The 12,700-nt window shown below is 68.9% G+C and carries 11 protein-coding genes; 9 read left to right on the top strand and 2 right to left on the bottom strand.

Annotated features, from left to right (window positions below; translation table 11 throughout):
• The first annotated feature begins 234 nt into the window (after positions 1–234).
• From coxB to EDF40_RS14750, 4 genes are all read left to right on the top strand, one after another.
• Positions 235–1,137 (top strand): cytochrome c oxidase subunit II, encoded by a 903-nt coding sequence (gene coxB / locus EDF40_RS14765; RefSeq protein WP_111085770.1) that lies wholly within the window; start codon positions 235–237, stop codon positions 1,135–1,137.
• A gap of 11 nt (positions 1,138–1,148) precedes the next feature.
• Positions 1,149–2,885: a cytochrome c oxidase subunit I gene (ctaD, locus tag EDF40_RS14760; protein ID WP_173168381.1), complete on the top strand. Its 1,737-nt coding sequence runs from the start codon at positions 1,149–1,151 to the stop codon at positions 2,883–2,885.
• A 4-nt stretch (positions 2,886–2,889) separates the two neighbouring features.
• Entirely contained in the window at positions 2,890–3,306 is a 417-nt protein-coding gene (locus tag EDF40_RS14755; RefSeq protein ID WP_111085768.1) for a cytochrome c oxidase subunit 4, read from the top strand.
• Positions 3,307–3,526: 220 nt separating this feature from the next.
• On the top strand, positions 3,527–4,900 hold the full coding sequence (locus EDF40_RS14750; RefSeq protein WP_123340383.1) for a glucose-6-phosphate dehydrogenase: 1,374 nt from the start codon (positions 3,527–3,529) through the stop codon (positions 4,898–4,900).
• Positions 4,901–5,086: 186 nt separating this feature from the next.
• Here the strand turns inward: EDF40_RS14750 and EDF40_RS14745 are convergent, their stop codons facing one another.
• Together EDF40_RS14745 and EDF40_RS14740 are read right to left on the bottom strand one after the other, a co-directional pair.
• Complete coding sequence (locus EDF40_RS14745; protein ID WP_123340384.1) at positions 5,087–7,018, bottom strand: glycoside hydrolase family 15 protein; 1,932 nt, start codon at positions 7,016–7,018, stop codon at positions 5,087–5,089.
• 97 nt (positions 7,019–7,115) lie between these two features.
• Positions 7,116–8,180, bottom strand: a complete 1,065-nt coding sequence (locus tag EDF40_RS14740) for an App1 family protein (protein WP_123340385.1) — start codon at positions 8,178–8,180, stop codon at positions 7,116–7,118.
• A gap of 256 nt (positions 8,181–8,436) precedes the next feature.
• Here EDF40_RS14740 and EDF40_RS19270 point away from each other — a divergent pair, with 256 nt between their 5' ends.
• From EDF40_RS19270 to EDF40_RS14715, 5 genes are all read left to right on the top strand, one after another.
• Positions 8,437–8,967 (top strand): TetR/AcrR family transcriptional regulator, encoded by a 531-nt coding sequence (locus tag EDF40_RS19270; RefSeq protein WP_248703474.1) that lies wholly within the window; start codon positions 8,437–8,439, stop codon positions 8,965–8,967.
• 215 nt (positions 8,968–9,182) lie between these two features.
• A complete protein-coding gene (locus EDF40_RS14730) occupies positions 9,183–10,106 on the top strand; it encodes an ABC transporter ATP-binding protein (protein WP_123292493.1) in 924 nt (307 codons plus the stop codon).
• Positions 10,103–10,819, top strand: coding sequence for an ABC transporter permease (locus tag EDF40_RS14725; protein WP_123340386.1), 717 nt, complete (start codon positions 10,103–10,105; stop codon positions 10,817–10,819). The genes EDF40_RS14730 and EDF40_RS14725 overlap by 4 nt, the downstream gene beginning before the upstream one ends.
• The gene (locus EDF40_RS14720) at positions 10,816–11,544 is read left to right on the top strand and encodes an ABC transporter permease (RefSeq protein ID WP_111085762.1); all 729 of its coding nucleotides are present in this window, start codon (positions 10,816–10,818) and stop codon (positions 11,542–11,544) included. Before EDF40_RS14725 ends, EDF40_RS14720 begins: the two co-directional genes overlap by 4 nt.
• Positions 11,541–12,461, top strand: a complete 921-nt coding sequence (locus EDF40_RS14715) for an ABC transporter substrate-binding protein (RefSeq protein ID WP_123340387.1) — start codon at positions 11,541–11,543, stop codon at positions 12,459–12,461. The genes EDF40_RS14720 and EDF40_RS14715 overlap by 4 nt, the downstream gene beginning before the upstream one ends.
• Positions 12,462–12,700 lie beyond the last annotated feature (239 nt).

The following is a 12,700-nucleotide window of genomic DNA, read 5'->3' as shown; positions in this document are numbered from 1 at the left end:
CCGACACGGTCGCTCCCCGCTCGCGTTCGTCGGGGGATGCTGTCGCAGTGTGACCGGGGAAAACGGTTGGTCAGGAGTGCGGATCGCGGCGATGAGCGTGTCGGGTGTGCGCGAGCGGTACCGAGCTGCGAGTAAGCTAGGAGTGTTCCAATCAAGCTGGGAGCCAGCCAAGTGTCGCCTTCGTGCGGCTCGGCGGGTTCGGCTCCGGGCTCACGTCTTTTGCGAGAGGTAACAGTGCGTTCGAATCGCCGTATACGTTGGGCGGCCGTCCCGGTGGCCGTCGGTCTGGTCATCGCACTGGCTGGCTGCACGCAGCAGCAGATGAACGGATGGCTCCCCGGCACGGAGGAGACGAAGGACGTCACCAACCACACGAGCCGCATCGTCGGCCTGTGGACCACCAGCTGGGTGGTGCTCCTCGCCGTCGGTCTCATCGTCTGGGGCCTGATCATCTGGGCCGCCATCGTGTACCGCCGCCGGAAGGGCCAGACCGGCCTGCCCGTGCAGATGCGCTACAACATGCCGCTCGAGATCTTCTACACGATCGTGCCGCTCATCCTCGTGCTGGGCTTCTTCGCCTTCACCGCGAAGGACCAGGCCGCGATCGAGAAGCCGTTCGACGACCCCGACGCCACCGTGCACGTGTACGGCAAGCGCTGGGCGTGGGACTTCAACTACATCAACAAGGACAACCCCGAGGACAGCGTCTACTACCAGGGCATCCAGGCCCAGGAAGAAGAGAACGCCAAGGGCGCCATCGACGAGTCGCAGCTGCCGACCCTCTACCTGCCGCAGGGCAAGAAGGTCGCGATCGAGCTCTCGTCGCGCGACGTCGACCACTCCTTCTGGATCATCGACTTCCTGTACAAGAAGGACATGCTCCCCGGCAAGACGAACTGGGAGTACTTCATCCCGGAGAAGCTCGGGACGTACCAGGGCAAGTGCGCGGAGCTCTGCGGTGAGTACCACTCGCTGATGCTCTTCCAGGTGAAGGTCGTCACGCCGGCGCAGTACCAGGACTACCTCGACACCCTGAAGGACCAGGGCAAGGTCGGGCTCCTCGGCGACGAGTACAACACCAACACGAACGAACCGAACAACAAGGCGCCGGTCGAGGCGTCCAGCGAGAACAAGTAGGGGCTCGTCAGATGACAACGTCTTTCGTCGGCCAACCGACCCAGACTGCTTCGCCGGACTTCCAGGCGTCGAAGGTGGGCCGGAAGGGCAACATCATCGTCCGGTGGATCACCTCCACCGACCACAAGACCATCGGGTACATGTACCTGATCGCGTCGTTCGTCTTCTTCCTGCTCGCGGGTGTGATGGCCCTGGTCATCCGTGCCCAGCTGTTCGAGCCCGGCCTGCACGTGGTCGCGACGAAGGAGCAGTACAACCAGCTCTTCACGATGCACGGCACGATCATGCTGCTGATGTTCGCGACGCCGCTCTTCTCGGGCTTCGCGAACGCGATCATGCCGCTCCAGATCGGTGCTCCCGACGTCGCCTTCCCGCGACTCAACGGCTTCGCGTTCTGGCTCTACCTGTTCGGCTCGCTCATCGCGGTCGGCGGCTTCCTCACCCCGCAGGGTGCGGCCTCGTTCGGCTGGTTCGCTTACGCGCCACTGAGTGACACGACGTTCACACCAGGGCTCGGCGGCACACTCTGGGTCTTCGGACTCGGCATGACCGGCTTCTCGACGATCCTCGGCGCGGTGAACTTCATCACCACCATCATCACGATGCGTGCCCCGGGTCTGACGATGTTCCGCATGTCGATCTTCACGTGGAACACCCTCGTGACGGCGCTGCTCGTCCTGATGGCCTTCCCGGTGCTCGCCACCGCGCTGTTCGGCCTCGGGCTCGACCGGGTGTTCGACGCGCAGATCTTCAACCCGGCCAACGGCGGTGCGCTGCTCTGGCAGCACCTGTTCTGGTTCTTCGGGCACCCCGAGGTGTACATCATCGCGCTGCCGTTCTTCGGCATCGTGTCCGAGGTCTTCCCGGTCTTCAGCCGCAAGCCGATCTTCGGGTACAAGACCCTCGTCTACGCGACGATCGCGATCGCGGCCCTGTCGGTCACGGTCTGGGCGCACCACATGTACGTCACCGGTGGCGTGCTGCTGCCCTGGTTCTCGCTCATGACGATGCTCATCGCGGTCCCGACCGGCGTGAAGATCTTCAACTGGGTCGGCACGATGTGGCGCGGCTCGGTGACCTTCGAGACCCCGCTGCTGTGGGCCGTCGGCTTCCTCATCACGTTCACGTTCGGTGGCCTCACCGGTGTGATCCTGGCGTCGCCGCCGCTCGACTTCCACGTGTCCGACTCGTACTTCGTCGTGGCGCACTTCCACTACGTGGTCTTCGGCACCGTCGTCTTCGCGATGTTCTCCGGCTTCTACTTCTGGTGGCCGAAGTGGACGGGCAAGATGCTCAACGAGCGTCTCGGCAAGATCCACTTCTGGCTCCTGTTCATCGGGTTCCACACCACGTTCCTCATCCAGCACTGGCTGGGCGTCATCGGCATGCCGCGTCGCTACGCGACCTACCTGCCGAACGACGGCTTCACCTGGATGAACCAGCTGTCGACGATCGGCTCGATGATCCTCGCGATCTCGTTCCTGCCGTTCATCTTCAACGTCTACGTGACGGCCCGGAACGCACCGAAGGTCGCCGTGAACGACCCGTGGGGCTACGGCCGCTCGCTCGAGTGGGCCACCAGTTGCCCGCCGCCCCGCCACAACTTCACGTCGATCCCGCGGATCCGTTCCGAGTCCCCGGCCTTCGACCTGAACCACCCCGAGGCAGGTGTGCCGATCGGTGTCGGCCCCGCGAAGGACGCCCCGGATGCCCCGACCTACGACGCCGCGAAGGGCGAGGTGAAGTAAGCCGATGCGCGCGAACACCAACCTGTTCTGGATCCTCTTCGGGTTCTTCATCCTCGCGGACGCCGCGTACACGATCTGGGCGCTGCTCTACTACGGCCACCCGGAGTGGGTCGGCACCGTGGCGATCGGCCTGACCGGCATCATGTCCGCGTTCATCGCCTTCTACCTCGGCAAGGTCATGGCGTCCCAGGGCGGCGTGCTGCCCGAGGACCGCCCCGACGCCAACATCGAGGACGGCGACGCCGAGCTCGGGCACTTCAGCCCGTGGTCGTGGTGGCCGATCCTGCTGGCCGCAGCGGTCGCCGTCTGCTTCCTCGGTGTCGCAGCCGGCCTGTGGATCGTCCCGATCGGACTCGCCCTGGTGGCGGTCACCCTGGTCGGCTGGGTCTACGAGTACTACCGCGGCAACTTCGGGCACTGACCTGACGCTGCAACGCACCTGACACTTCGGGCGGCACCACATCCGGTGCCGCCCGAAGTGCGTCCAGGCCCAGCACGACCCGGCGTTGCCGACGCAGCGCACGACTCGGCGCTGCACACCACAGCGCCCCACGATCTCCGGCCCCCGATCCGGAACAAACGGGCCCGCCCGCGGCTTGACTGGAGCGGACCTCCCACCACAGCGAAAGGAGTCACCTCAGGTGACCGACAAGCGCACCCTCATCATCTTCGGCGCGACGGGCGACCTCGCCTCCCGCCTGCTGCTGCCGGGCCTCGGCACGTTCCTGCAGAGCGGTCGAGCGGTTCCCGTCCAGCTCATCGGCACGGGCCGCAGCGCCCGCAGCGAGGAGCAGTGGAAGGACATCGTCACGAAGTCCTTCGCGTCGCAGGACGTCAAGGGACCCGAGGTCGACGCCACGCTCGCGTCGACCCAGTTCATCCAGGGCGACCCCACCGACCCGGAGCACCTCACGGCACTGCTCGACGCGGCCGAGGCCGAGCCGATCCTCTACTTCGCCCTGCCCCCGCAGATCGCCTCCGACATCTGCGAGGCACTGCAGCAGGTCGAGCTCCCCGCCGGCACCACCCTCGCCTTCGAGAAGCCGTTCGGCACCGACGTCGCGAGCGCCCAGGCCCTCAACGAGACCGTGCTGAAGTTGGTCCCGGAAGAGCGTGTGCACCGCACCGACCACTTCCTCGGACGCACCACGGTCCTGAACATCATCGGTCTGCGCTTCGCGAACCGCCTGTTCGAGCCGATCTGGAACGCCGACAACATCGAGAAGGTCGACGTCTTCTACGACGAGACCCTCGGTCTCGAGAACCGCGCCCAGTACTACGACGAGGCCGGCGCGATGGTCGACATGATCCAGTCGCACCTGCTGCAGATCCTCGGCATCGTGACGATGGACGCCCCGGCGGACATCGACGCGGTCGAGTTCCGCTCGTCCCTCGCCCGGGTGCTCCGTTCGACGCGGCTCAAGGGCGATGACCCGAAGATCGCGTCGCGCCGCGCCGTCTACACGGCCGGCACGATCGACGGCAAGGAGCTGCCGTCGTACCAGGACGAGGACGGCGTCGACAAGTCGCGGAGCACCGAGACGCTCGCCGAGATCTCGGTCGAAGTCGACACGGCCCGTTGGAAGGGCGTCCCGTTCACGCTGCGGTCCGGCAAGGCACTCGGCAACAGCCGGAAGGAGGTGCTGATCACCTTCAAGCCGGTCACGCGCCTGCCCTCCGGCCTGAGCGGTCGCCCGAAGGCGGACACGCTCCGCATCGTCCTGAACCCGGACGAGATCGAGCTGACCGTGTCGGCCAACGGCGGTGGCAACCCGTTCGAGATGGGCCAGGTCACCCTGTCCTCGTCGTTCAGCGACGGCGAGCTGACCCCCTACGGCGAGGTCCTGAACGGCATCTTCCACGACGACCCGCTGCTCTCGATCCGCGGCGACGTGGCCGAGCGCTGCTGGGAGATCGTCGAGCCGGTCGTCAAGGCCTGGAAGGCCGACGAGGTCCCGCTCGAGGAGTACCGCGCCGGTTCGCGCGGCCCGGCGGACTGGGAGTCGTCGTCCTGACGGACGTGACCGTCGCGCCCTGAACGGGCGGATCTGCGGACGGGAGGCACGGTGCCAGCTGGCACCGTGCCTCCCGTCCGTCGTTCCGTGCGTCCAGGGCATCGCAAGACGCCGTCGTGTTGCCGAGACGCCGTCGAATCCGGCGGCGTCTGGGCGACGTGCAGGCGTCCTGCGGGTACGCCGGTGTCAGGCTGGGGTGCCCGCGCGCTCGCCCTCGCCGGTCCACGAGCGGGTGCCGCCGTCGTGCACGGGCAGCCGCGTGCGGTGCCCGGTCGACGCGCCCCGCGCCCGCGCGATCGCGTCCGACGCGGACACGAGCGTCAGGTGCGACAGCACCTGCGGGGTGTTGCCGACGTGGTGTCCGGTGGCGACGTCGATCTCCTCGGAGAGCATGCCGACGTCGTTGGCGTACCCGACGAGCACGTCCATGAGGCGCTCGGCGTCGTCGATCCGGCCCGATGCCGCGTACTGCTCGACCAGCCAGAACGAGCACGCCAGGAACGGGTGCTCCGCGCCGGTGAGCCCGTCGAACCCCGACGACGTCCGGTACCGCAGCACGAGGCCGTCGGCGCCGGTGGACAGGTCCTGCTCGATGGCGGCGACGGTGCCGGTCATGCGGGCGTCGTGGGCGGAGACGTACCCGATCTGCGGCAGGACGAGCAGGCTCGCGTCGACTTCGTCGGTGTCGTAGTGCTGCCGGTAGCTGCCGCGTGCAGCGTTCCAGCCGTGCTCCTCGATCTCGGCCCGGACCTGGTCGCGCAGCGTGCGCCAGCGGTCCACGGGCCCTTCGAGACCGAACTCCTCGACCGCGGCGACCCCGCGGTCGAACGCGGCCCAGATCATCGCGCGCGAGTGCGTGAAGTGCCGTCGCGGGCCGCGCATCTCCCAGATGCCGTTGTCGGGCTCCTGCCAGTGCTCCTCGACGTAGCCGAGCAGGGCGCGCTGCAGGGCCCACGAGTCGGCGTTCTCCTCGACCCCGAGCTCGCGGGCGTCGTGCAGGGCGGCCAGGACCTCGCCGAACACGTCGCCCTGGTACTGCGTGTACGCGCCGTTGCCGACCCGGACGGGCGTCGAGCCGGCGTACCCGGGCAGGTGCGGGAGCTCCCGTTCCGGTAGTTCGCGCTCCCCGGCGATGCCGTACATGATCTGCACGTCGGCGGGGTCGCCCGCGATGGCCCGGAGCAACCAGCCGCGCCAGTGCGCCGCCTCGTCGCGGTAGCCGTGCGCGATGAGCGAGGCGAGGGCGAGGGAGGCGTCGCGGAGCCAGACGTAGCGGTAGTCCCAGTTGCGTTCCCCGCCCGGGTCCTCCGGCAGGCTCGTGGTCACGGCGGCCACCACGCCGCCGGTCTCGCCGTGGGTCATCGCGCGGAGCAGCAGGAGGGAGCGGCGGGCGGCGTCGGCGTAGCGACCCTCGGTGCGCGCCGTCGCCATCCAGTCCGTCCACCACGTCACGGTGCGGTGGAGTTCGGCGTCGACGTCGACGGGCTCCGGGGGCTCGCGGTGCGAGGGGTACCAGGTGAGCACGGTGTCGAGCACGTCACCGTCGTGGATGATCGCGGTGGCCGTGTGCCGGTGGTCCGAGGCCCGGAAGCGGGGACCGCGCACGATGACCGACCCGGGTCCGGCGGTGGCGAGCAGTGCCGGGTCCTCGTCGCCGCCGATCTGGCGCACCCACGGCAGCGCGAGGGCGTAGTCGAACCGGATCCGCAGGGTCTGCTGCACCGCGACCGAGCCGCTCAGTCCGCGGACCCGGCGGACGATGGACGGCCGGTGCGCGCCCACGGGCATGAACTCGGTCACCTCGACGGCACCGTCCGCCGTGGTCCACACCGTCGACAGGACGAGGGTGTCGCCGTGGTACTTCCGGTGCGCCGTCGCCGCGGGGTCGCTCGGGCGGAGCGTCCAGTGCCCGTGGTCCTCGGTGCCGAGCAGGGAGGCGAACGTGGCGGCGCTGTCGAAGCGCGGCAGGCACGCCCAGTCGATCGTGCCGTCGCGGCCGACGAGTGCGGCGGTCGAGGTGTCGCCGATGACGGCGTGGTCCTCGATCAGGTTCGGGGGAGTCGCGGGGGGCGCGGGTGCTCGCTCGGTGTCGGCGGTCCGGTCCGTGTCGGTGCTCATGCCCCGATCGAACACCCGGAGGCCGAGCGTCGTGGCCGCGCGGACGGGCCGCCGGCCGTCTGGCGGCCGCGTGCCGTCCGTGTGCCTGAAGCCTCGCTCAGGCCGGGTCGGAGGCGTCCGCCTCGGCGAGCCCGACCCGCGCGAGTTCGGACCAGAGCCCGGCACCGTCCGGTGCGTAGACCCACGGCGCCGAGGTGTCGCGGGAGCGCTCCTGCGCCCGGGAGCGTCCGCCGGCCAGGACCGCCTCGCTCGTGGACAGCTGCCGGATGGCGACGCCCGCGACGTTCTCCGGGTGCTCGCGGGCGAACTCGCCGTACAGCGACTCGTCGTGCTGGCCGTCGTCGCCGACGAGCAGCCACTGCACGTCCGGGAAGTCCTTCGCCAGACGCCGCAGGTTCTGCTGCTTGTGCAGCTGCCCGCTCCGGAAGAACCGGTCGTGCGTGGGACCCCAGTCGGTGAGCAGGAGCGTGCCGGACGGGTACATGTTGCGGGTCAGGAAGCGCTGCAGGGTCGGCGCGACGTTCCAGGCACCGGTGGACAGGTACACCGTCGGGGAGCCGGGGTGCTGTGCCTGCACGCGTTCGTACAGCACGGACATGCCCGGCACGGGGCGGCGGGCGTGCTCGGTGAGGACGAAGGAGTTCCACGCCGCCAGCATCGGACGGGGGAGCGAGGTCACCATGACGGTGTCGTCGATGTCGGACAGCAGCCCGAAGCGGGTGTCGGGGTGCACGACGAACACGTCGGCCTCGACGTCGCGCCCGCCGCCGGCCGACAAGCGGACGGTGCGCCATCCCGGCTCGAGGTCGATCGGCACGATGGTGTCGACGACCCCGCCACGGTCGGTCTCGACGACGTGCGAGACCCCTCCGGCGGTGACGGTGACCTCGGCGTGGTCGACCGCGACGCTCGTGAAGCTCTTCCACCCGCGGACACCCGCGTACGAGACGTCTGAGGCGAGGCCACGGCGGGTCAGCAGGACGCGGCAGAGGATGCGGACCCATCCGGGAGCGCCGTAGCCGGTGTAGGGGACGACGGTCGGGACCAGGCCACGGCTTCGGGCGCGGTGCTCGCGGAACTCCTGGACGGCGTCCTCGATGCGGGCCGCGCGGTGCAGGAGCGGCTCGGCCAACGACGGCTCGTAGGGCGTCGGGTCGGGCATCGCCCCATCATCCCATGCAGGACCCGGAAGTCCACGTCCCGCGGCACCTGTGGTGAGTCGCAGCCATGTTCCAGCCGGTCTCTGCGAAAATCGTCCTCGTCACACCAACGAACCGCGCTGGAGCGCAAGAGGAGAACACGTGCTCGTCACCGAGGTAACGAACGCTCTGCCGGGGGGATCATCACTGCTCAGGAACGAGCCGGTCCAAGCCCGCAGTTCGGCGCGCCTCGCGGGTCTGCTCGACGCTGCTGCTGCGGTGATCGACGAGATCGGGTTCGAGCGACTCACGACCGCGATGGTCGCCGAGCGGGCCGGAGCGTCCATCGGCACCGTCTACCGCTACTTCCCGGACCGCATCGCCGTGGTCGACGCCCTCGCCATCCGCTGCACGCAGCGGCTCGCCGCGCGCTTCGTCGCGGCGCTCGACGCGAGCGGCGCGGAGACCTGGCAGCAGGCCTGCGACGCGCTGATCGACGAGACCGCTGAGCTGTACCGCACCGAACCCGGCTTCCGCGCGATCCGCTTCGGCGACACCGCGGACACCGGCACCGGTGACGCCGAGGACCGCATGGGAGCGCTCGGCGCCGCAGTCGGGCAGATCATGCGCGACCGGTTCGGGCTGCCCGACAACGAGCGCATCGCACGTGCCTGGGTGGTGCTGGCCGAGTCCGGCCACGCCGTGCTGGCGCGGGCGCACCGCGACCGCGAGCACCCCGACACGGCGCTCATCGCCGAGTACCGCACCATGAGCCGTGCCCACATGGAGTCGGTGGTCGCCGCCGGCTGACCGCCGCGGGACCCCGCACCCAACCGACGACGCCCGCGCCTCCGAACAGGAGGCGCGGGCGTCGTCGTCCGCGCTGGTTCCGTCGTGCGCTCGGTCCGGTCCACGGCGGTGCGCACCTGTCCGGGACGCGCCGCGTGCCGGAACGGGTGAACCGCTGTCGGACCCGACGGGTACTCTCATCCGGAGTCGGGCTACCTCCGAACAGAAGGGCACCCATGATCGAGTTCCGCTCGGTACGAAAGACCTACCCGGACGGCACCACCGCGGTCGACGACTTCGACCTCGTGATCCCGTCCCGGACCACCACCGTCTTCGTCGGCTCCAGCGGCTGCGGCAAGACGACGCTGCTCCGGATGATCAACCGCATGGTCGACCCCACCTCGGGTTCCGTGCAGATCGACGGATCCGACGTCTCCGGCGTCGACCCCGTGAAGCTCCGGCGGAGCATCGGGTACGTCATGCAGAACTCCGGTCTGCTGCCGCACCGCAAGGTCGTCGACAACATCGCGACCGTGCCCCTGCTCACCGGGGTGTCGAAGGCCGACGCCCGCACGCGTGCGCTCGAGCTCATGGACACCGTGGGACTCGACCGGGCGTTCGCCGACCGGTACCCGTCCCAGCTGTCCGGCGGGCAGCAGCAGCGCGTCGGTGTGGCCCGCGGCCTCGCCGTCGACCCGAACATCCTGCTCATGGACGAGCCCTTCGGTGCCGTCGACCCGCTGGTCCGCAACGACCTGCAGGACGAGCTCATCCGCCTGCAGCGTGAACTCGGCAAGACCGTCGTGTTCGTGACGCACGACATCGACGAGGCGTTCAAGCTCGGCGACCAGGTCGTCATCCTGAAGAAGGGCGGCGAGATCGCCCAGCAGGGCACGCCGTCCGAGATCCTGGCCGAGCCGGCGGACGACTTCGTCGCGAACTTCATCGGCGTCGGCCGCGGGCGTCGGTCGCTGCGCGTCGAGCACACCCCCACGGGCCCCATCGTCGTGGACGGCGACGGGCGTGCAGCCGGGGTCCTCACCGGACCGGTCAACGTCGTCGACGCCGCAGCAGCGGTGCAGGCCGACCCGGCATCGAACCAGGCCGGAGCGTCGCTCGACGCCCCGGGTGCTCCGGCGCAGGGTGAGGGCACGCGGTGAAGTGGGTCCTCGCGAACCTCGACACGATCCGTGACGACACGGTCTCGCACCTGGCGATCGCCATCCCGCCCATCATCATCGCGTTCCTGCTGTCCATCCCCATCGGCTGGCTCGTCGTCCGACTCCAGCGCCCCGGCGGATCGCGGTTCGCCTCGGGTGTCGGCAGCGGCATCGTGACGTTCGCCGGTCTGCTCTACGCGATCCCGTCCCTGGCGCTGTTCGTGGCGCTGCCGGGCATCATCGGCACCGGGCTGCAGAGCCCGGTCAACGTCGTGATCGGGCTGACCCTGTACGGCCTCGCGCTCATGGTCCGGTCGACCGTCGACGGGCTCACCTCGGTGGACTCGGGGACGAAGTCGGCCTCGACCGCGATGGGGTACTCGTCGGCGCAGCGGTTCTTCCGCGTCGAACTCCCGTTGGCCGGGCCGGTGCTGCTCGCCGGGCTGCGGGTGGTCTCGGTGTCCACGATCTCGCTGACCACCGTCGGCGCCGTCCTCGGCATCCAGAGCCTCGGGTCGCTGTTCACGGACGGCCTCGGCCGTGGGATCTACGAGGAGATCATCTCCGGCATCGTCATGGTCCTCGTCCTGGCGTTCCTGCTCGACGGGATCCTGGTGCTGCTCGGCCGGATCGTCATGCCGTGGACCCGGACGACCTCGGTGTCGCGCCGCCGGGCCCGCCGCGTCCTGCAAGCAGCGGAGGTCTCCTCGTGATCATCGGACAGGCCTTCGCCTGGGTCTTCGACCCCACCAACTACTCCGGGTACAACGCGATCCCCGGCCGCCTCTGGGAGCACATCTGGATCACGCTGCTCGCCGTGGTGATCGCCTCGGTGATCGCCGTGCCGATCGGGTACGCCATCGGCCACACGCGCCGCGCACGGGGCTTCTCGATCGCCGTGTCCGGCGGGATCCGCGCACTGCCGACGCTCGGCGTGCTCTCCCTGTTCGGACTCCTGCTCGGCATCGGCCTGCAGGCTCCGCTCCTGGCGCTCGTCGTGCTCGCCATCCCCTCGGTGCTGGCCGGTGCGTACTCGGGCATCGAGTCGGTCGAACCCGTGACCGTCGACGCCGCCAAGGCCCAGGGCATGACGGGCTGGCAGATCCTGTGGAAGGTCGAGGTCCCGCTCGGCCTGCCCCTGCTGATCGGCGGCTTCCGCGCAGCCGTGCTGCAGGTCGTGGCCACGGCGACGCTCGCCGCGTACGTCGGTGCCGGCGGCCTCGGCGGCTACTTCTTCCTCGGTCTGAAGACCCAGGACTACGCCGAGATGCTCGGCGCCTCCATCCTCGTGATCGCACTCGCGATCGCGTTCGAGATCGTGTTCGCCGTGCTGCAGCGGGCGTCGGTGCCCAAGGGCACCGCCGACCCGTCGGCCCGGCAGCGCCAGGGATCGCGCGAGCGAGCCCGCAATCCCATCCCGGAAGGAAATCCATCGTGATCACAGCAAAGATCCGTGCGGGCGTCGCAGCAGCGCTCGCACTGGGCGTCGCCGCCGCCCTGACCGGCTGCGCGTCGAGCGACCCGCTCGACAGCGGCTCCAGCGCGTCGTCCGACTCCAAGACGATCGTCGTCGGCTCGCAGCAGTACTACTCGAACGAGATCATCGCCGAGCTGTACGCCCAGGTCCTCGAGAAGAACGGCTTCGAGGTCAAGCGCAACTTCAACATCGGGCAGCGTGAGGTCTACATCCCGCAGCTCGAGAAGGGCGCGATCGACGTCATGCCCGAGTACAGCGGCAACCTGCTGCAGTACTTCGACAAGGACTCGACGGCGAAGACCGCCGACCAGATCGACGACGGCCTCGAGACGGCGCTGCCGAAGGGCCTCCGGGTCCTCGACGAGGCCGAGGCGACCGACCAGGACAGCTACACCGTCACGAAGAAGTTCTCCGAGGACAACGACGTGACGAGCCTGGCTGACCTGAAGGACGTCACGTCGAAGCTCACCGTCGGCGCGAACTCCGAGTTCCAGACCCGTCCGTACGGTCCGAAGGGCCTGAAGTCGGTCTACGGCGTCGACGTCGACTTCAAGGCGGTCGAGGACTCCGGCGGGGCCCTCACGGTCAAGGCGCTGAAGGACGGCACCGTCCAGCTCGCCGACATCTACAGCGCCGACCCGAGCATCAAGGCGAACGACTTCGTCACGCTCGAGGACCCGGAGAACCTGATCCTGCCGCAGAACGTCATCCCCGTCGTCTCCGACAAGGTGAACGACAAGGCCGCGGACGCGATCGACTCGGTCAACGAGAAGCTGACGCCCGAGGCCCTGATCGAGCTCAACACCAAGAGCACGGCGGACAAGGAGAAGGCGTCAACCATCGCCAAGGAGTTCCTGACCGACGAGGGCCTGCTGTAGCAGCAGTCCTCGTGCGTTAGACGACAGGCGTCGGGCAACTGCCCGGCGCCTGTCGTCGTTCCGCAGAGCGGGAATCGGCACATCGGTGCCGCACGGTTGTGCCGTGCAGCGCCCTTGCACGTTCGTGCACGGAACATTTCTACAAGTTGTCGAAGTCGGTGGTGACGCGGTACCGTTGAAGAGTCCCAACGGCTGTGACATCTGATGTATCCGTTCCACAGGAAGACACTGACGTGCAC

This window comes from Curtobacterium sp. PhB170, assembly GCF_003752345.1.
Taxonomy (GTDB): Bacteria; Actinomycetota; Actinomycetes; order Actinomycetales; family Microbacteriaceae; genus Curtobacterium.
This window is presented reverse-complemented; position numbering and strand designations above follow the sequence as displayed.

Excerpts from the sequence above, each read along its gene's own strand:
- ctaD (WP_173168381.1), top strand. The coding sequence starts at position 1,149 with ATGACAACGTCTTTCGTCGGCCAACCGACCCAGACTGCTTCGCCGGAC.
- EDF40_RS14755 (WP_111085768.1), top strand. The coding sequence starts at position 2,890 with ATGCGCGCGAACACCAACCTGTTCTGGATCCTCTTCGGGTTCTTCATC.
- EDF40_RS14745 (WP_123340384.1), bottom strand. The coding sequence starts at position 7,018 with ATGAGCACCGACACGGACCGGACCGCCGACACCGAGCGAGCACCCGCG.
- EDF40_RS14740 (WP_123340385.1), bottom strand. The coding sequence starts at position 8,180 with ATGCCCGACCCGACGCCCTACGAGCCGTCGTTGGCCGAGCCGCTCCTG.
- EDF40_RS14730 (WP_123292493.1), top strand. The coding sequence starts at position 9,183 with ATGATCGAGTTCCGCTCGGTACGAAAGACCTACCCGGACGGCACCACC.